This window comes from Bradyrhizobium sp. USDA 4504 (assembly GCF_054063995.1).
Genome location: NZ_JBSSGV010000001.1, coordinates 8,906,263 through 8,925,199, shown reverse-complemented (window position 1 = coordinate 8,925,199; position 18,937 = coordinate 8,906,263). Strand labels below are relative to the sequence as shown.

The window sequence follows — 18,937 nt, the reverse complement described above, 5'->3', positions numbered from 1 at the left end:
AAAAAAGAGGCCCGCGCCGCCCGTCAAGAGGAAATACGAAGTCCCGATGGGGCGGGCGGGCCAGATGCTCGTTCCGCTTCGCCAGGATTGCGTAAGCGTCCCCACCGAGGTTACCGAGTCCAGCAACTATGATGCCAATGACGGCCAACGGTACCAAGTGGCGGTCGTGGCGGAGAGGAGGAGTTGACGCGCCAGATCAGCCCCACCTTGGTTGAGCATTATCGAACTCAGCGCGTTGTTAGCGTTGAGGCAGGATCTTGATCTAGGTCGTTTCGCCAAACGACCTATCCTGGATTTGCAATCCGTGAGAAGCAAGGCAAGCCGCTGCGCACCAAATGCTGCGCTCTTTCTCCAATTCTCCGGCACCTGAAAGGACCAGACAGAATGATGGCATATCCCATGGTGTTACAAAGCTTACGCGCCGTCAATCCTGGTCGCAGGGTGTTGGAGATAACCACGACCGCAGGATGCATCGTCAGATGTTCATATTGCTCCCAGGACAAGTTCGCCGATCGTCAAAGACCTGTGTCTCTAGCGAAGCATCTTGGCCTGCACGATTTCGAGCGATGTTTGACACGCGTGCCCACGGCTACCGACATCAGTTTTGCCGGCTACTCGGAGCCTTGGCTGCATCCGTCGTGCACCAGCATGGTTGAGCATGCTTACACACGCGGCCATGACATCCGAATTTTCACGACACTTGTCGGGATGAACGGGAGTGACGTCCGGCGCTTGCAAATGCTCCAATTTAGGGCTTTCGTCGTCCATGTTCCTGATGACGGCAGTTATATGAACAGACGCCTCGTTGGAAAGTCCTATCTCAACGTCATGGGCCAACTTCTCGAGGCGGACATTCCCTCAATTCGATTCGTCGTGCTGGGCACAATCCATCCCGCTCTCGCCGACATCATTCCCGCTAAAAAGCTTGAGCGCTTGCGGCCACTGAGCAGCACGCGAGGACGTCTCGATCCGGATATCATCAAACCACGACGGCCGGTCATCGGAGCCTTGACATGTCTTGGCAAACAACAATATCGCAATATCCTTCTTCCAAACGGCGATGTTACTTTGTGCTGCATGGATTTCGAGCGGCGTCATGTCTTGGGCAATCTTTTGCGCGACGAGTACGAACATCTCTTTGAAGGAACAATCTTTCGCGAAGTCGTCGATCGCATGAACGGAATGGCTGGTTTTCTGCTCTGCAGGAGGTGCGAGTTTGCCAATTCGCAGACGTCAGGACGGCGTATGGACGCCGACCAACAAGCTTGACGGCAGGGCCACGCGGCTGCGGATGTCAAGAATTCACGTAGATCGCTACATGCCGGAAATGGCCATACCGACGAGGAAACTCGCCTTGATCGGATATACAACTGCCACTAGGTGGATCAGAGACGCGCTCCAGCGAGGTGAACCAGTTGGGAGCCTGCTCTGTAGAGGGCCTCACGGGCGGCACGAAACCGCCGATGTTCAACAGGCGCCGCTGGAAGTGGTAGATCCTTTTCTGCAAGGTGGCCGAGGACGTAGGACGCCAACACACGGCCGAAGACGGTGCCGGGTGCAATCCCGCGTCCGTTATAGCCGTCGAAGGAGACGAGGTTACGGTCGAGCTTGTGAAAGCGCGGCAGGTGGTCGAAGTCATGCCGATCATCCCGAACCAACCGGTTTCGAACTCAAGCTCATCGAGCTGCGGAAACAACCTGCGAAGCGATCTGATCGCCCAGGCTCGGTGAACCAAGGCACCGATATCCTGTAAAGCGCCAACGCTGCCGAACACCAGACGGCCCGACCGATCGAAGCGAAACGAGGAAAGGACCGCGCTGGTGTCCCATGCTCCCTGCCGTTCGGGCAGATTGAGGTCCTGAGACGATCTGACAACGGCCGCGTGGCCAAATTGAAGTAAGGAAGACGGACCTGCGACCGAGGTCTGTTTCCGTAAGCGTCGGTGGCGACGACCACCCACTCAGCACGTACGGATCCCATTGCCGTGCCGACCTCCAGCACAAACCCATGTCGCTGACTGTGAGAATCTCAGTCCGAGTGAATATCCTCGCGCCCGCTGCAAGCGCAAGGCGCGCCAAACCCCGCGCATAGGCCAGCGGCTGTATTGTACCGGCGCGCTTGTCTAGCATCGCGCCAGTATAGTTGCCTCCGCCAATCTTTCTGCGGGTCTCCTCCGCGTTAAGCACGACGACCGGAGCACCGCGCTTTTGCCACTGCTCGGCACGTATCTGGATTTCCTGCAAGCCCCTATGGCCGACCGCGCAATGCAGGGTCCCCGCGCGCTCAACTTCGCAGTCGACCACATCTCTCTAGATCAGTTCAAAAACCTCTTGCGGTGCTCCACCTAGCAATTCGATGAGCCGTTCGCCAAACGGAAGGGCCAAGCGTACCCGAGAGTCGTGTCGGGCATGACCCCCATGCCCGCATTGACGAGCCCAACGTTGCGCCCAGAACCACCGAACCCAATTTCGTATGCCTCCAGCACGACGGCGCGCGCGCCAGCCTTCGCGAGGTGAATGGCTGCAGAGAGACCGGTGTATCCACCGCCGATCACGGCGACATCAGCTCTCGCATCGCCTACAAGAGGACCCGTATTCGGCGGCGCGGGTGCCGTCAGTTCCCACAAGCCGTGCGATTTGGGATTGCCGTGCATCCGACGAACTCGTTCTGTCCATCATCATGAATGATCTCGACCTACACATCGTGGCTGGCGGCAATAGAAATCAACTCCAACATTGTGCACTTGCTCTTCTAGGAGGCAAGTGCGTTGGCCAATTGCCGTGCTCCTCCCCTCTTTGTCGCCAACTTTATCTTGAGGGCACGACCACGCAGCAGCACCTCGGAGAAGGCATTTGCAGACTCCCATTGATTCCTACATTTGGCGAGCCCACGTCAGGTTTTGGAAAGCTGAGGGTACTAGCGAGAGAACACGAGGGCGACACCAGCAGACGAGAGCATGGACCGATTCAACAATATCAACCCAGCCGATACCGGACCCGCTGCGTCCGAAGCAACGGTGGAGCAACCGCAACGGCAGCAAGCCGAATTTGAGCAGCACTTGGGAGAAGCGGGTCAGGCTGGCCCTATATATCCACACCGAGAGCTTTATAATGTCTCTGACGAAGACGATCGCCTGATCCAGGCAGCGTCCAGCGCTGCTCTCGAGCGAGGGCCACCGCCGGGTTCTACCACCGTGAGCATTTATGATCGCCGACTTCGCAAATTGGCCGAGTTGCTGAAGCAGTCAGGTAAATCGATTGCTGAGCTCAATGACGATACGTTGCTCGCTTACGCCAAGAAGCTGCTGCCAACGGACAAAATCATCGCTCCAGCATTGTTTATGGTCAGCCGCTACCGCGATCCTGACGCCATCGCTACCGCAACACATTACCGTCCTTCCAAGGAAGATGAACGGCTCATCAGGGAGGCCGCTGAGGCAGGCTTCGGTCGAGCAATCGACGCGAAAACGGCCGGAAATTATGCTAGCAGTCTCCGGAAGCTAGCGGCAGCACTGCGCCCCCTGTCAATGGCTAAGATCAGCGACGAAGCGCTGCTCGGTCATGCCAACGCATTGTTTCGGGGTGACGATATACTTGTCTGCGCCTTGAACGGGCTCCGCAATTATCGCGCGATCATCGGGCCGAACAATTTGGGAGGACAGGCAGCCAGCTCGCGCCTGCCGACACAGCCAGCCGCCCATTCACCGCTGCAGGTTCTCGAGGGTCAACCCTTTGGGAACGCTGCGGATCGGAGCGCATTGGCGGCTGACGGTTTCAATGCTCCGCAGGATTGGCATGAAATGGGTTTAGCCACTTATTCTCCCATCCAAAGTGTAGCCCAGGACATGCTTTTCGATGCCGCGGAGCGGAGCGGGGAGCTTACGCCTTCCAGCTTCGATGCATCGCTGCTTTGGCAGGGAACGCGCGATGCCGCTTCCTCGCCCGTGCAAAGTTTCGCTCAGGAAGAGCTTTTCGATGCCGCAGCTCGCGAGAGCCTGCTGCCAGCCATGCCCTACGATGCATCGGCGTCTTGGCCGACAATGAGCTCCGCCGGCCACTCTAACCCGCAAAGTGTCGACGAGAATGAGCTTTTCCATGCCGTGAATCGAGAGGACGCGCCGGCAGGCACAACTTTCGATGCCCCTGAACTGTGGCCGCCGCCAAGTTCAGTCGTCGCCTCGCCCATGCAAAGCTTCGCCCAGGAAGATCTTTTCGATGCCGCGGATCGGGAGGGCTCCATGACCGCGGACCGTCTTGTTGTACCGGAGTTTTGGCGGGAAGTAGGCTCGCCTGACCACCCACCGATGCAAAGTGTCCGTGGGAAGGAGTTTTCCGATGTCCTCCCCTCACAGCCGAGCTCGCGGCCGCAGAATCCTGCCTCTGAAGAGTACCTTGCAGGGATGATGGACCAAGGCGGCGCTGCCCTCGCCACGAGGTCTCCCCCAGGCAGCGAAAGCTTTGATACTTCCTGGGCCGTTCCAGACAACTTCTCCCACGGCAATCAGTCCGCGCCGGATATGATGCTCACCAAACTTGGCCACTGGGGTCTGTTGCCCGACGCGGCAGAGCGGGTAAAGACCTACGACATTGCCGGTGAGCGCTATACGGCCGTGTTAGGACCGGGAGGGCGCAATGATGTTCAGCTTATCCATCTTCGGTCTCCCGCTGCCGGTGACACCTTCGACGTTTCATTCGCAGTGCCCAAGGACTTTTCCCATGGCACCCAGCTGGCGCCCGACATGATGCTATCTACGCTGGGCAAGTGGGACTTCTTGCCTAATGCGGAACATCCGATCATGAACTATGAGATTAGCGGCGAGCGCTACACGGCTGTGTTGGGACCGAAAGGACCTGACGACGTTCAACTCATTCATCACCCCAAGTTCGCTTTACCGGGTGACACTGCGCTTTTGGCACCGACCGGTGTCGCGCATACGTACGGCGCCCTTTTACCCGGGTTCGATCCGCCCGCGTCGCTCGAATTGCGAAAGGCGGCGGCAAACCCTCCAACGCCGTCTGCGGCGCAGGCGTCGGGCCATCAGCCGCTACGGCAAGTGCCTGAAATCGGAGAGTTGTTCCCCCGCGATTGGAGGCACGGCCCCCAAGAGGCTTCGCCTGCCGTAATCGACACGCTCCAAAATCTGGGTCTTCTGCCGAGCGAGTATGTCCCAATGACACGATTTTTAATCCACGGTCAGCCCTACACGGCCGAAAGCCTACCCAGAGGCCGCGTTCTTCTCTTTCATCGGCCACAATTTGGCTGAACGAGGTGCTCGACGCCTCGGACAGCTGCTCAAGCTGAACGATTTCAATCGCCTTGTGCATCGCATTCGGCAGCTAACTTTCACGGTTCTGACGCTAGGTTGAATGTCTTTGCAGGAACAGCTTGGCGGTTGCTCGCATTAAAGGTCTCGATTGGAGGCCGGGTCCACATCTGTCGAACCTGAAATGCGCCCCCCGGCGCTATAACATTTATGAGGAGCTCGATCTCGAACAACACGTCTCCCTGTCGCAGTACCTCCACGGCAAGGAGAGATCGAGATCTCCTGCTTGCCGGTGACCCCGCAACGCGCAATTTTTCGAGATCGAGCACAGCGAAGAACGGGCGCTGCGCATAGACCTAACATGTCGATTCCCGGGTTTAGGGTAGAGGACCGGCAGATAACGATTGTTAAACGACTCACAGGCAATTGGCCTGCGGCATGCAGGTATAACGGGTCAGATGCGTCCGGGTGTTGAGCCGACGTTGACCCATGTCGACGAAATCAGTTGGTTAGTTAATTGGCCATGGACAGCCAAAGAGATTTTAGCCCCCAGTCGCTAGTGATCCGGGACAGATACCATCGACGATCGCTTTGGCCTATACCGCTGCGGAATTTTAATCGAAAAGCAATGACAGCTTGTCATGTCCGATCACTTGGGCCTCCGAGCGGTCGAATCTTGAACGGGCCGCCGTCGAAGCCAATTTTCGTCCTGCTGCGCCTGTCGTGTTCGTTTGACGACGTTCTATGCCAGAAGTCGGACATCGAGCCGGGAAGCTCAGCGCATATCACGTAGTCTCCGCGTCTTCAGCAAAGGTGCCGGATGATATCTCATTGGCACGCCGATTGCTGAGGAGATGGCAGATGCGTGCCACTCGGCTGGGCCGCCAGCAGGAGTTCGCGGGCTTGATCGGCCGTGAGCCTGGCCACGAAGGTGACGGCTCCTGATTCGAGAGGACCAGACAGATCATGCGCTGCGGTCACCTGCAGAAGTGCAATCTCGCACTGCGATTCTCAATGGTGCAATGATTGCGCCCTCAAGACGAATCCGCCGCATTGCGATGCGCCAGTGTATCCACTCTTCGTCAATGGCGCGCAGTAGCATCCGTATAGGCACCAAGGAGAATTTATGAACGCTTCTCCAGAGATGATCCCGTCAGAAGCCGACGTCGAGCCTGTCAGCAGGGATAACCTCTCCTCGTTGCTCGCCGAGATCCGAAGCCGTCGAAACACGTTCGCGGTCGCGCAACAAATTCCAGGCGACATAATCGATGGCTTTAAACGAGTTGGCGTCTATCGAGCTATGGTCGCCAAGCGTTTCGGCGGCGAGGAGCAAACGCCGGCCGCGTTTTGTCAGCTGATCGAGCGCATTTCCGAGGCAGATGGCTCGGCCGGTTGGGTCGCCAGCTTCGGTGATGGGGCTTGCAATCTCGCTGCTCTTCCGGATGAAACGCTCGCCAAAGTCTACGCGAATGGACCCGATGTGGTGTACGCGGCTGCGCTTTTTCCGCTACAGTCCGCCAGACGCAGTGCCGGCGGATTTGTCGTGAACGGCGTGTGGCCATTTGCCAGCGGCTCGCCCGGGGCGGCTTTGATTGGCGTCGGCATCAGGGTGGAAGACGACCCTATCGGCGATCTTCCGCGTGTAGCCGTAGTGCCGGCCGAAAAGGTAACTATCCGCCCCAATTGGGACGTCATTGGGCTGCAGGGAACCGGCAGCCATGACTTAGTTATCGAAGATGTCGTCGTGCCGGAGGAATGGACCCTGATCCGCGGCGGCTCGCCGACAATCGACCGGCCAATCTACCGTTATCCATCAGTGACGTTCGCCGCCCAGGCGCATGCGATCGTTGGCGTCGGTATTGCGCGCTCCGCACTGAACGAGGTGATCGCTATGAGCAGGAACCGCGCCTCGATCACCGGAGCGCCTGTGATGGGAGAGCGGGGCTACATCCAACTGGAAGCGGCCAGAGCCGAGGCTATGCTGCGTTCCGCGCGGTCCTTCTTCTATGATGCTACCGAGGAGCTGTGGAACGAGGCGCTCAACGGCGCGGTAAATCCGAATACGGCGACGCTGATGCGGCTCGCCGCGACTAACGCCGCGCTCCAAAGCGCCGAGGTCTGTAAGATCGCGAGCCGTCTCGCCGGCACTGACTCGCTGTACACGACGAGCAATCTGGCGCGCGCGATGTGCGACAGCTTCGTGGTTGCTCAGCATGCGGCTTTGAACGAGGGGACATTTCAGCGTGCGGGCCAACTCCTGCTCGGAGGTGCAGTGCAGCCAGGTTTTCCTTGACGTGGTTCATCCGGGAGCATTTTCGCACGAATAGCTGCGAAGAAAAGGCCACGAGCCATCAAACGGCCAACGCCGGAACAGCGTTTCTCCGCTCGCTCCGATCTCGCTATCTTCAGGACCGGGACCCCGCTGTCGTGGCGGGTATTCGCTCGGTATCTTGAGCGACTACAACAAGCTCGAGCAACTCGATGAGCGTTGCGGAAAAGACGGCCAGAAACAATCTGGCCGTCTCTCATGATCGATATTATTCGTGTCGTGGCTTGCGAAGATGCCTGCACGGTTAAAGGATCGAGGTCTCCAAGCGCATCCCCGTCCCTGTGTTCTTTCGTTTACCAGATGAACTTTGCGCCATCCGGCAGTTCACAGATGAATTCGCCCTGGTTCACGAGTTCGGTGGTCCCGACGACAAGCTTTGAGGCCCGCACCGTGAGCTTACCTTCGCGGCTGAGGCTATGACGAATGTATTCGGTCACCGCATGTCCGGAGCTGTCCACCGTTTGGTGCGCATTGGCGAAGCTGATGCCGTTCTGCGGGGTCACCCTGAATGCATTGATGACCAGGCCGGCCTGTGTCGCCGAAGCTGGCTTGCCACCCTCCGCGGCAGCACAGCGGCTCATGTCCAGGATGAGCTTCACGTTCTTGCCGGCCTGCAGGGCATTGAGCACCTCAGTGTATTTCGGCGAGGGCTCATCGGCTCTCGCCATCGTGCTCACACTCATGGCCGAAAGCAAAGACAGCAGGATCGCCAGCCCTTTGCCAATAGACTTCATATGCTTTTCTCCCTCGATAAGTACCACAGATCACACGTGGCAAGATGCCGTGCTCGCAAACTGTTTGGTGGAAACCAGACATCAAGCGCACGCGCGCCTGCGAGAAAAACAACCTGTCGCAACCAGGCGCAAGTGGTTGAGGCGGCTATCCCTACCTCACAACCTCGTAGGTCAGGTTTGTTAAAGTGCGACATCGCTGGAACGATTTGATCAAGTAGCAGCCGCTCGGAAACCACAAACGGCAAGCGGTCACGCTGATCCAATGGAGACGAACGATCGCGACGATGCGGTTCCACGCGCGTAACGGACGATTTCCAACGAGCATTTGGACCAGCCACATCTGCCGGCTTGTCCACGTTGATACCTGGGGCTCCCTGCCACTCAGACGACAGACAACAAGGAAGCGAATCTGGCGTCGCGAATGAAAAAGCTCTTCAAGGCCCAATTTCGACCTCGTCACAAATGGCAAACCGCACAAAGCAGCGCTGATTTGTGATCCGTCGATTAGCGTCGCTTCCACCTGGCTCAGCGCTCGCCTCACTGAACTGAATTTAGCCGGTGACCGTCAAACCGACACTGGCTCACCGCCTGGTCCGTCAGCTTCTCGAAAGCTGCACCTGCAACAGTCTACACTAATAGCCGGCACTCGAGGGGAGAGAGAAATGAATATTGATCCACGGAATGCTGCAGACGCTCCCTTTGAGCTTCAGGACGTGCTGCGGCAGCCACATCGGACGGGCCGGCAGCCAGACGAGCTAAGCGCACAAACCAGCACACCGGCACACAGCTCAGACGATCAGGCAAGCTTTGAGCAGCAGCTAGATGATTTGGATCCAGATGAATTGAACTCGGTCTACCCTGCCTCCTTGGCGGCAAATAATACGACTGCTACGTCCTCGACCGCGCCGAGCGAGAGCCCCCCGGAAACCGGCCCCTATCCAGCCACATCATTTGTCAGCGCGCGCGCTCAACTTGCCGCGACGCTGACAGGCGCCACGCTTGAAGCGCTCAGAAACGAGATCGACCTCGCCACGCATCAATCAGCACGTTGGTCGCCGGCGACCGCAGTTCCCGTCGATCGGAACCTCGTATTCGACGACGTAGCAGGGTCGTCATATGTCACACTGCGGCGCTTTCAGACTCAGGACAACGATTGCAAGCCGCGCACGGAAGAAAACACGAGAGCAATCTCGCATATCCGTAACACGGCTCGGGATCATTCTTCTGTTGGAGATCCTCTGGAGCGATATACTATGGACCGGGCGCGTCAGGCCGGATGGCATATGCGCGGCAAGACAGCAGCATCTCCTTTTGTGTCGCTGGTTGAGGATCCCTCAAAACTGGTTGTTTCGCGCGACCACTGGGCGAGAGCGATCGCCAACAATGCGAACACGCTGCACACCTACACCGTCCCGAAGTCCGCGGTCTGGACGCCCGACGACGTGCTGAGCAGTATCGGGCTTGGAATGAACGTTGAGGACCAGGACAACATCGATGCGGACGTGGATCTGATGTGCTCGCTGGGCAGAACACCAACCCGAGAGACCGAACGATTGTTTCTAGGCGGCAACCTCGACGATTACCGGACGGACAGCGAGGCAAATCCGTACAAGCGCGATGGCGCTGATTAATGCATTTGCTGAGCTCCGCGCTGCAGCGGTGTGCTTATGTTCAATCACAAAGGCACTCCGCTTAAGGACGAGTTGGAGAACGCTGACAGGCTTTACGAACAATAACTTGGGCAGCCCGCGCATCGAGCTATCAAGCGGTTCAATCGGCCCCGTCCTGCTGCGAGCGAACTCGACGCCTGGAGCCCATTCAACTCGCTCTTACAACTAATTCTCTGGCGGTACTCACGGCTGACATCGATCCAACTCGCCGGGATCACATTTCTCACTGAGCTCGCGGCGTGAGCCGGTGAAAGCCGCGCCTCTACCCAGTGGCTGGCTTGGCGTGACGCAGGAGGCGCGTTCAGCCGGAATATCGGTGGACGCGACCGCATGGCCAGCGCGCTAAAAGCTGCATCACCTATGGAAGGCAAGCGGCGGCGAGCGCCGCGCCTATCCGCCGCTTGAATGCGTTCCATCAAAACAATTGATTTTTCCGATCCCGCCCGAAGCCCCCATAGTCGGCCGCAGTTTTGGAGCAGCATTCAGGAACGTGGTGTGACAGTCGACCCTCTCTTCAATCCTTTGCCAGTCAATTCGATTTGGCAACCGCGCGTCTGCACCCGCGACGTTAAGCGCTATGCGTCAGATCAGTCCACCTCGGCCGGCCATAGTCCGCCTGCCAATCGCCACGTTTGAGGCAACCAGGGCAATCTCATGCTCGCGCGCGCTATGGCTTGCCCTAACGCGCAGCGGGAACAACTAGCTCACGCTATCGCAACAGCTGAAGCTGCACCTCGCAGAATTTGGAGAGGCGAAATGCTCACAACCTTCGAGAACACAAGAGCGACAGCGACCCACGAGGCTATGACAGTGTTCAAACTGTGTCGCGACCGAGTCAAGACGCGCACAAGATGGAGGGTACTCGTAATTAAAGACACTTGATCCTCACCTGACGTCAGATTGTAGGATTTCCGACAGCTTCGCGACACCGAACCCGCGCGCGAAAACTTCCTGACAGGTAGCAAGAATTGCGAATGTCTTTCAAACTTTACGACGCTCCGCTCCGCCCCATCACGTGGGTCGATCACTGCTGTGGACGACGTGTTCTCCGTAACGTCTATGTGCAGGACAGAGAAGCCGGCGCCACCCCTGTTGCGGCCCGAGCAGCATTTAGCGGCCGAGTAGAACTCGGATTCCATTTGCCTTGGCCTGACCGCGCACCACGCAGCCTCAAATTTCCGCTTGGATTACTTTGCAGTCGATCATCGCAAGTGAAGCGATGCAACTGGCATAGCAATATCAGCCAGATGGGCCATCGCCCAGAAATGCGGCAGTCCCCTCCGTCTCTCGTTCGCTACTTTCGAGGGGATCGCCCATCGGACCCGACCGAGAGTTGGGAGCGTCGGCGTCCTGCGCGTCTATCACCGGCTTGGGAAAGGCTTTTTCAGTAGCCCGGAGGCGCATCATCGTTCATTCGTCGCGCAACGCAGCTCTGGAGACATCGCCCGGACGCGTAGCGTGAAACTGTCTTCACGCGGAACAGCTTGCCTTGTCGCGACACCATGGTTCGACAGCACAGCAAGTACTGACCGCGGGACTGGGGAAAAGTGGGGAGTTCCCAATGCCGATTTCACTAGACTATTCAACCACGACTCCATCCGCTCGCTCCTGCGCTTGGGTGTCGATGTCGATTGCGAGGTCCAGCGCTATAAAGATCGAAGGCTGCTGTGCAGTAGGTGCAAACACGGACGCGATTGACGCGCAGATGCGTCAAACTGCTGCGACGGCTTTCGCCCTCGTGAATGATTTCGAAAGTCTTCCCGGTCCAAGGGGTCTGCTCGGCATCGACGACGGCGCATGCAGCCCCTGGCGGTCCATCGCGCTTTCCAACCCGGTGACAAGGAATTCACCGGGATTGATAGCCCGTCACCATGCTCTGCTTCCTCGCCGCCGGACATTGCCGCTCATGTCGAAGCGGGCGCCGGTCAGCTTCATCGAACCTCTTGGTCAACCGTGACGCGCCTAAAGTCTTGGCGCGGATGGACGAGAGGCGATGAAATGCGAATTCTCCTGGTTGATCATCATGCGGACTTTGCCCGTGCTGTGAAGGACGCACTTCCCGATTGCGGGTTTGCCGTTGACGTGACACGCACACTGGACGAGGCGTCGGCCGCGCTGGATTGCGCGAACTACCACATTCTTTTGCTCGAATTGGTTTTGCCCGATGGAGACGGCTTGGACTGGCTGAAGCAGCTCCGGCGCGAGGGTTATTCAATGCCGGCCATCATGATGAGCAGCCTCAACGACCTCGGGCGGCGGATTGCGATCTTTAACGCGGGTGCGGACGACTTCCTCCCCAAACCCGTGTCGACCGAAGAACTCATCGCGCGCATGCGAGCCATTCTGCGGCGGTCAACGCAAATGACGGCGCCGGTCGTGACATTCGGCAATCTGCATTTCGATCCGATCGCGAGGCAAGTCGCGGTCGGCGGTCGGATACTGAGGATTGCCCGCCGCGAAGTGTGCATTCTCGAACATTTGCTCAACCGTGCCGGTCGTACCGTGCCACGCGCATCTCTGGAGGATAGCCTTTATGCGTTCGACGACGAGGTCTCGACCAATGCGCTGGAAGTCGGCATCTATCGCTTGCGTACGCATTTGAGCCAGTCGGGTGCGACGCTCAGGATCAAGACGGCGCGCGGCGTCGGTTACACCCTTGAACTCATTGGCGCAGCGTCGGCTGCTTAGCCGATTCAACTTGAAAGCAATAACCCCTTGAATTTCGATAACAATGCTGCGCGCGCTGATGAGCCGTCGATGGTAGCTGGGGCGACGCGCTCTGCCGTTTTGCATCGCCTCTGCTACGTCCTGTGCGGACTTGCTCTGCTATTTCCGCTTGCTGCGGCAGCCCAAGCCAAGCGGGATGGCAAAGCAGAACCGCCGCATAGCGCGCCCGGCAGCACCTCCGGCACGCTGAACCTGATTTCCTCACAGGGCAAGACGATCCATCTGACCGCTGCGGCGGCGAGCATCTTTGTTGCCGACCCGACGATTGCGGATTATCAGGCGCCGTCAAATACGACAATCTTCGTGTTTGGCAAGAAATCAGGACGCACCAGCCTGTTCGCCCTCAATGAGAACGGAGAAGCTCTCGCCGAGCTGCGCGTTGTCGTCACACAGCCGATCGAGGATCTGCGCGCCGCGCTGAAAGCTGAGGTCGGCGACTATCCGATCCAGGTTAGCTATACCCCGCGCGGAGCGATCTTAAGCGGTACCGCGCCCAATGCCGAGGTCGTCGAGATAGCCAAGAAGGTCACCGAGCAGTTTCTCGGGGCGGGTGCGCTCGTCGTCAACAAGATCCAGGTGGCCGGCTCGCTGCAGGTGAATCTCAGCGTACGGGTCGCAGAAGTGTCCCGCAGTGCCGTCAAGGATCTCAATATCCACTTCACGGCCTCCAGCCCAAACGGCGCTTTCCTTATCAGCGGCAAGGATGGCGGATCCGCCGCGGCGAACGGCGGCGGCACGATCGGTATCGGATTCAGCGCGGGCAATACCAATCTGAGCGCTGTTCTCGACGCGCTCGCCAGCGAGCACCTCGCCTCGATCCTGGCTGAGCCGAATCTGACGGCGATGTCCGGCGAGTCTGCGAGTTTCCTGGCCGGCGGCGAATTCCCCATTCCTGTGATGCAGGATAATCGGCAGGTGTCGGTCCAATTCCGCCAGTTCGGCGTGAGCCTCGAATTCGTCCCGACAGTGCTCAACAATAATCAGATCAATGTCCGTGTGAAGCCCGAAGTCAGCGAACTGTCGAGCGAAGGCCAAGTCAAGATCAATGGCATGGAAGTCCCTGCGCTTTCGACGCGACGAGCTAGCACCGTGGTCGAACTCGCCAGCGGTCAGAGCTTTGCCATCGGCGGACTGATCAGGCGCAACTTCAACAACGACATTGGCGAGTTTCCCTGGCTCGGCGACGTGCCGATCCTTGGCGCGCTGTTTCGCTCCTCATCGTTTCAAAAGCGCGAGACCGAGCTGGTTATTATTGTCACGCCTTACATCGTCCGGCCCGGATCGAACCCGACCCGGATGAGTGCACCGACCGACCGCATAGCACCGCCCTCAGACACGGGCCGCATCTTGACGAACACGCTGGCGCGGCCGCCAAAAGACCGCGATGCGCCCCGCACGAGCGCACCAGGATTGACCGGCAGCGCTGGATTTATCATCGAATGAGGATCGTCAAATGACGTTGCGACATTTGTGCCATTTGATCGTTGTTGCGGCAACATTGAGCGGATGCGCAAACAGTGCTTCGATCCGTCCCGGGCCGGCTGAACAGGCGATCCAAGTGGAGCAGAAGAACAGTGTTTTGTTCCTACAGAGCCTTCGTGGCTCCGAAAGGCACCGGCTGCGGAGTTTCATTGCGAGTGCAAGTGGCGGCCGGCGGGACGCACTCCATGTCGATGTCACCGGCACGCCCCGGCTCATTGCACAGGTGGCCCACGAGGCCCGTGCCATGGGCGTTGCCCCCTATAATATTCGCCTGTCCGCCTCACCTCTCGATCTGCCCTCCCGTTTCGGGGTAAGGATCGAGGCGATCACATTTGAAGCCCAGCCTCCTGTCTGTCCGTCGCTTTCCATCGTCGGGCCTGCGGTCAACGATAATTCGTTCGACCCGACGCTTGGCTGCTCGACCAGAAGCAATCTGGCAGTCATGGTCAACGATCCGCTCGACTTACTGGACAATCGCTCGGTCATGACGAGTAATGGCGATCGCGCCGCCATTCCGGTTGCCAGCTATGGCACGTTTGGCCCGGGCAACAAGAGCAACGGAGAAGGTGGACAGAGCAATGGGGCCGCGTCGGAAGCTCCCGCGGCGGCAACGAGGGACGTACAGCCTCCTCGGTGATGGGCGTTGCATCGCCGCCGCCTGATCAAAATGATCTAGCGATTTCCCGTGCCGATTGAATCGCAGGTCGGATTTTTGTTCTGGCGCGCTTTCTTCCGCGAACCGGTACACAACTTCGCTCGAAAGCCGTCTAGTCTAGAGACTTTTCCGTTCCGATTGAATCGGAACGGAGCTGTAGATTCTTGTTTGACGCATTTCCTTCGCGCGAACCGGCGTCCACCTCGCTGGAAACCGCTCTAGACCAGCCCGGCAGCGTAAAGGGCTTTTGCGACCGACTCGAAATATTGCGACGGAACCGGGTTGCCGAGTCTTGCTTTGCCGAGCAGCTGATGTGTCAGGACGTCGTCATCCACTATCTTGAGGCGCAGCGCGCGCGCCTCGCCTAGCAACTTGGAAGCAGCTTCGCCCTCACCCCGACAGACCAGAACCGGCACGCCGGTTTCGCCGCGAACATAGCGCAGCCCAATCAAGGCTGCGGACCCCCTTAGTATCAAGTTGGCGCGATTGACGCCAAGCGGAGCCTCGTTCGCCGACACTTGGCGCAGACGCCTGCGTTCACTCTTCACCTGCGGATTGCCTTGCTGCTCCTTGTTCTCGCGCTTAGCCTCGGTTTCGGTCATGCGCAGCTCCTGCATGAACAACCAGCGCTGGATCAGAAGGTCGGCCAACCCGCCGACGAGGAACGCCCCGGCAGCAATCCCGGCCAGCAGCTTGACCTCTGTGAAGACTATTCCGAGGCAGCCCATGCCACAGACCGGCAAATACACCAGTGCCTTCCAGCTTGCGGTCACGGTAAGGAAAAAGCACGTCCCGAGGAGCACCACCTTAACCAGCGTCTTGCCAAGCTCGACGGCCGAACGTTTGGATGCAAGCCGCGTCAAGCCTTTGATCGGATCCAGTTTCTCAAGCTTCGGTTTGAGCGGCTCCAACGCAAACATGAAACCGCCATTGGCCACGACATTGGCCAGAAGGGCTGCTGCGACGGCAGCCGCGAGCAAAGGCCCGACCGTTGCCATCGAAAGTTCCAGCAACCCGTTGAGCGCCTGCGGAACCGCGCTCGTGAAGGGCTGCTCCTGCAGTTTGTCGATCAGCTGGACCGTTTCATGCCACTTGTCTTCGATCGCACCCGCTCTCCACCACAGACAGGAAAAGCCGGCGCACGCGCTGACCCCGCTCACCAGATCGGAGCTGCGCGCGCTCTGCCCTTTCTTGCGCGCATCGCGCAGCTTCTTGGGGGTCGGGGGAAGCTTCTTCTCCTCGCTCGTGCCGCTCATTTCAAGAGCTTCTTGAAGGACTCGAGCACGTTGTTCGGCGTGAGGATTTCAGCTCCTGCGTATTCGAGGAGGTAGACGGTATAGCTGACCATGATGACACCGAAGGCAACATTCTTGATCGTGGGCGAAAGATCGTTCAGCTTGAGTTGCGATGCAAAGCGGCCGAGCATCATGACCGACACGTCGATCAGCAGCAGCAGGGCCAGCACCGGCCCGGCGACCAATAGCGTCGTCAGCATGATATGATCGAGAAGAGCGAGGCATTCCATTGCTCCCAGTGCCGTCACCGCAGGCAGGAACTGATGCACGGGCCAGATCAGATAGCTGCCATAAAGGCTGCTCACCATGGTCTGCAGGCCGCCGACCAGAACGAAGATCGTGACCGCAGTGACGCCGAGAAAAAGCCCGGTCCCCGACGCTTGGCTGTGCGTCGCAGGATCTTCTGCTGCGACCTGGCTGGAGATTCCTCGTTGCGTATCGATGATGTCGCCGACTGCCTGGATGCTCCATAGGGGAATGCTGAGCAGGATACCGAGCAGAAGGCCGACGAACACCTCCTTCAAACCGAGCATGGTTACGCTGACCATACGCGTGTTCGGATCTAGCGCCTCCAGTCCCAGCTTGATCTGCGCCAGACACGGTAGCCCGATCGCGATCGTCAGACTTCCGCGGATCAGGCCACTGATGCGCGGCCGGGTGAAGACGGGAAGCACAAGCATGATGCCCAAGGCGCGGGCCGCGCTCAGGCCGGTTGCTGCGATAAGTTCGATTCCGCCCTCGACGAGGGCATGCGCATCTGTGGGTGACAGGCCGGCCATCCAAGCCCTGCTAGTATCTTGCGGTGAGTGCAGGAAACTCGCTGAAAATGCGTTCGGCCTGCTCGATGAGCGGAGCGCTGAGGACCGGAGAGAACCCGGCGAGTACGGCGACGACGACGAGAAGCTTCACCGTCAGGGGTAAGGTTTGATCTTGGAGCTGGGTTGCCGCCTGGATGAGGCCGATGATCAATCCCGAGATCAGGGCTGCCAGGAGCGGCGGCAGAACCCAGATCATGAAAAGCACGAGCGATTCGCTCAGGTACTTGAGGATGCTGGCTTCGTTCATTATCAACCTCCCGGCGTCGTGTAGCTCAAAACCAGCCCGTGCATGAGACGTGACCAGCCATCAATGGTAACGAACAAAAAGAGCTTGAAGGGAACAGATATCACTGTCGGCGACACCATCGACATGCCCATGGCCATCAAAATCGTCGTGACGATCAGGTCGATGGTGATAAAGGGAAGATAAAGAAGAAAGCCGATTTCGAAGCCGCGCTTGAGCTCCGAGATCAAGAACGACGGCACAAGAATCACAAAATCATCAGCCGTGGCGCTGCCGCGCATCTCCTCCGACCAGACATGTTCGGTCGATGACAGGAAAAACCGGCGCTGCTCTTCATTGGTGAACTTCTTCAAATGCGCGCGCAGCGGCTCCTGCCCCTCCTTGGCGGCTGTTACCCAGTCATCAAATGTTTGGTAGCGGAGTTGCGGATCCGTCAGGCGGTTGTAGGTCTGCTCAAACACCGGCGCGCTGATGAAGACGGTCAGGATCAGTGCCGCCCCATACAGGACGATATTGGGCGGTATCGATTGAGTCCCGAGCGCGTTGCGCACCAGGAAAAGCACAACGGAGACCTTTATGAAGGCGGTCGTCGTCACGACGGCGAAGGCGAGCAGGCCAAGACCGACCGTGATCGCCAGAAGCGCGAGGATGCTGGGTTGAATCTCAGTCATTGACCGCCAACCTGCCACGTAATCTGACGGCAAGTTCGTCGCCGACCCGCACGATATCGCCACGGCCGATGCGCTGCCCGTTGGCAAGGATATCAACTGGGCCGTCAAGCGACCGGCCGAGTTCGAACACATGGCCTTCGTTGATGCTCCGCAAGGTTCCAATCGGCATCGGCCAGCGGCCGCATTCGAATACGAGTGTGATCTCGAGGCTGTCGATATCGGCCTCGGAGGGAGGCTGCTGGGCTTGGGATTGTGTCGTCATGTGTCCACTTTTCGAGGGGTGAGATTGCGAGCGGAATGGTCCCCGCAGGACCAGTCGGTCGCCGGCAACCTCCGCAGGGGCCCACAAAGTGCCGGCAGTGAGGATGATCTGGCCACGAGCAAGGTAAATTGCGTCCGGCAGCAGCGCATCGCCTTGCTGGGCTTGACGAACAAGGCCGATTGTAATGCGGAGCGAGCCAACCTCGCCTGCAACGATCACAGGGAGTTCAGGGCGAAGCTTAGGCGTCTGTCGCGGCAATCGGCCAAGCAATTCACCTAGGACGCCGAAAGCTGGCGGAACCAGACCGTCAAGAGACGAGAATAGGAGCAGGCGAACCTTGCTCGTGAGCGGCCCATAGGCGACATCGAACTCAAGGAATGGACCTGATTTCGCCGCTTCATCGGTGCGGAGAAGCTGCAAATGCCGCTGCGTCAGCTGCTCCAGAGAAGAGAGCAACGGGTCTAGCGCGAGTTCAAGGACCAGCGAACGCGTTGGCTCGGAAGGTAAGGTCAGGCCATTCTGCACCGTCGCAATCAGCGCTTCGGCAAACGACCTGGGCAAGGACAGGACGAGCGTTTCGCCGCCTGCGTCAAAGACGCAGTCAAGCATCGATGTCTCAGGTGGCTCGACCTGCCAGACAAGCCTGACCATGCGCAGCGATAGCGGCTTATCGCCGAAACGGCTTTGCAGAGGTCCGCGGAAAGCTGCGATCTCATTGAGCCAAGAGACCACAGCACGAGATAGGGTCAGCTGTGGCCTGAATGGTACGGGCCCACCCAGCCTCTGT

At 58.6% G+C, this 18,937-nt stretch carries 13 protein-coding genes and 1 pseudogene; 7 read left to right on the top strand and 7 right to left on the bottom strand.

Annotated features, from left to right (window positions below):
* Positions 1-384 precede the first annotated feature (384 nt).
* Positions 385-1,269 carry a radical SAM/SPASM domain-containing protein gene (locus tag ACVMB1_RS41870; protein WP_253603952.1) on the top strand — a complete coding sequence of 295 codons (885 nt, stop codon included), beginning with the start codon at positions 385-387 and terminating at the stop codon, positions 1,267-1,269.
* A gap of 116 nt (positions 1,270-1,385) precedes the next feature.
* Here the strand turns inward: ACVMB1_RS41870 and ACVMB1_RS41865 are convergent.
* Positions 1,386-2,653 (bottom strand): annotated as a pseudogene (locus ACVMB1_RS41865) (NAD(P)/FAD-dependent oxidoreductase).
* Between the two features lie 303 nt (positions 2,654-2,956).
* Here ACVMB1_RS41865 and ACVMB1_RS41860 point away from each other — a divergent pair.
* Together ACVMB1_RS41860 and ACVMB1_RS41855 are read left to right on the top strand one after the other, a co-directional pair.
* Positions 2,957-5,263: a hypothetical protein gene (locus tag ACVMB1_RS41860; protein ID WP_253603954.1), complete on the top strand. Its 2,307-nt coding sequence runs from the start codon at positions 2,957-2,959 to the stop codon at positions 5,261-5,263.
* A gap of 1,126 nt (positions 5,264-6,389) precedes the next feature.
* Entirely contained in the window at positions 6,390-7,556 is a 1,167-nt protein-coding gene (locus ACVMB1_RS41855; RefSeq protein ID WP_253588024.1) for an acyl-CoA dehydrogenase family protein, read from the top strand.
* A gap of 329 nt (positions 7,557-7,885) precedes the next feature.
* Here the strand turns inward: ACVMB1_RS41855 and ACVMB1_RS41850 are convergent, their stop codons facing one another.
* A complete protein-coding gene (locus tag ACVMB1_RS41850; protein WP_253588025.1) occupies positions 7,886-8,326 on the bottom strand; it encodes a VirK family protein in 441 nt (146 codons plus the stop codon).
* Positions 8,327-8,988: 662 nt separating this feature from the next.
* Between ACVMB1_RS41850 and ACVMB1_RS41845 the strand changes: the two genes are divergently transcribed.
* The 4 genes from ACVMB1_RS41845 to ACVMB1_RS41830 all read left to right on the top strand — a co-directional run bounded on the left by ACVMB1_RS41845 (position 8,989) and on the right by ACVMB1_RS41830 (position 14,842).
* Positions 8,989-9,957, top strand: coding sequence for a hypothetical protein (locus tag ACVMB1_RS41845; RefSeq protein WP_253588026.1), 969 nt, complete (start codon positions 8,989-8,991; stop codon positions 9,955-9,957).
* A 2,037-nt stretch (positions 9,958-11,994) separates the two neighbouring features.
* Positions 11,995-12,684, top strand: coding sequence for a response regulator (locus ACVMB1_RS41840; RefSeq protein ID WP_253588027.1), 690 nt, complete (start codon positions 11,995-11,997; stop codon positions 12,682-12,684).
* 69 nt (positions 12,685-12,753) lie between these two features.
* Positions 12,754-14,166, top strand: coding sequence for a type II and III secretion system protein family protein (locus tag ACVMB1_RS41835; protein WP_069280072.1), 1,413 nt, complete (start codon positions 12,754-12,756; stop codon positions 14,164-14,166).
* A gap of 10 nt (positions 14,167-14,176) precedes the next feature.
* A complete protein-coding gene (locus tag ACVMB1_RS41830) occupies positions 14,177-14,842 on the top strand; it encodes a CpaD family pilus assembly lipoprotein (protein WP_069280052.1) in 666 nt (221 codons plus the stop codon).
* A gap of 236 nt (positions 14,843-15,078) precedes the next feature.
* Here ACVMB1_RS41830 and ACVMB1_RS41825 read toward each other — a convergent pair whose 3' ends face one another.
* From ACVMB1_RS41825 to sctQ, 5 genes are read right to left on the bottom strand one after another with little or no spacing between them, the layout of a single operon-like run.
* On the bottom strand, positions 15,079-16,116 hold the full coding sequence (locus ACVMB1_RS41825) for an EscU/YscU/HrcU family type III secretion system export apparatus switch protein (protein WP_069280053.1): 1,038 nt from the start codon (positions 16,114-16,116) through the stop codon (positions 15,079-15,081).
* Positions 16,113-16,934 carry a type III secretion system export apparatus subunit SctT gene (gene sctT / locus ACVMB1_RS41820; RefSeq protein WP_069280054.1) on the bottom strand — a complete coding sequence of 274 codons (822 nt, stop codon included), beginning with the start codon at positions 16,932-16,934 and terminating at the stop codon, positions 16,113-16,115. Before sctT ends, ACVMB1_RS41825 begins: the two co-directional genes overlap by 4 nt.
* Positions 16,935-16,944: 10 nt before the next feature.
* Complete coding sequence (locus ACVMB1_RS41815; protein ID WP_057018251.1) at positions 16,945-17,220, bottom strand: EscS/YscS/HrcS family type III secretion system export apparatus protein; 276 nt, start codon at positions 17,218-17,220, stop codon at positions 16,945-16,947.
* A gap of 2 nt (positions 17,221-17,222) precedes the next feature.
* Positions 17,223-17,888 (bottom strand): type III secretion system export apparatus subunit SctR, encoded by a 666-nt coding sequence (sctR, locus tag ACVMB1_RS41810; protein WP_028343882.1) that lies wholly within the window; start codon positions 17,886-17,888, stop codon positions 17,223-17,225.
* Positions 17,881-18,882, bottom strand: a complete 1,002-nt coding sequence (gene sctQ / locus ACVMB1_RS41805) for a type III secretion system cytoplasmic ring protein SctQ (protein ID WP_081334767.1) — start codon at positions 18,880-18,882, stop codon at positions 17,881-17,883. The genes sctR and sctQ overlap by 8 nt, the downstream gene beginning before the upstream one ends.
* Between the last annotated feature and the right edge of the window lie 55 nt (positions 18,883-18,937).

Coding starts and splice junctions, on each gene's coding strand:
- ACVMB1_RS41850 (WP_253588025.1), bottom strand. CDS start 8,326: ATGAAGTCTATTGGCAAAGGGCTGGCGATCCTGCTGTCTTTGCTTTCG.
- ACVMB1_RS41870 (WP_253603952.1), top strand. CDS start 385: ATGATGGCATATCCCATGGTGTTACAAAGCTTACGCGCCGTCAATCCT.
- ACVMB1_RS41840 (WP_253588027.1), top strand. CDS start 11,995: ATGCGAATTCTCCTGGTTGATCATCATGCGGACTTTGCCCGTGCTGTG.
- ACVMB1_RS41835 (WP_069280072.1), top strand. CDS start 12,754: ATGGTAGCTGGGGCGACGCGCTCTGCCGTTTTGCATCGCCTCTGCTAC.
- ACVMB1_RS41845 (WP_253588026.1), top strand. CDS start 8,989: ATGAATATTGATCCACGGAATGCTGCAGACGCTCCCTTTGAGCTTCAG.
- ACVMB1_RS41855 (WP_253588024.1), top strand. CDS start 6,390: ATGAACGCTTCTCCAGAGATGATCCCGTCAGAAGCCGACGTCGAGCCT.
- ACVMB1_RS41860 (WP_253603954.1), top strand. CDS start 2,957: ATGGACCGATTCAACAATATCAACCCAGCCGATACCGGACCCGCTGCG.
- ACVMB1_RS41815 (WP_057018251.1), bottom strand. CDS start 17,220: ATGAACGAAGCCAGCATCCTCAAGTACCTGAGCGAATCGCTCGTGCTT.
- sctR (WP_028343882.1), bottom strand. CDS start 17,888: ATGACTGAGATTCAACCCAGCATCCTCGCGCTTCTGGCGATCACGGTC.
- ACVMB1_RS41825 (WP_069280053.1), bottom strand. CDS start 16,116: ATGAGCGGCACGAGCGAGGAGAAGAAGCTTCCCCCGACCCCCAAGAAG.
- sctT (WP_069280054.1), bottom strand. CDS start 16,934: ATGGCCGGCCTGTCACCCACAGATGCGCATGCCCTCGTCGAGGGCGGA.
- ACVMB1_RS41830 (WP_069280052.1), top strand. CDS start 14,177: ATGACGTTGCGACATTTGTGCCATTTGATCGTTGTTGCGGCAACATTG.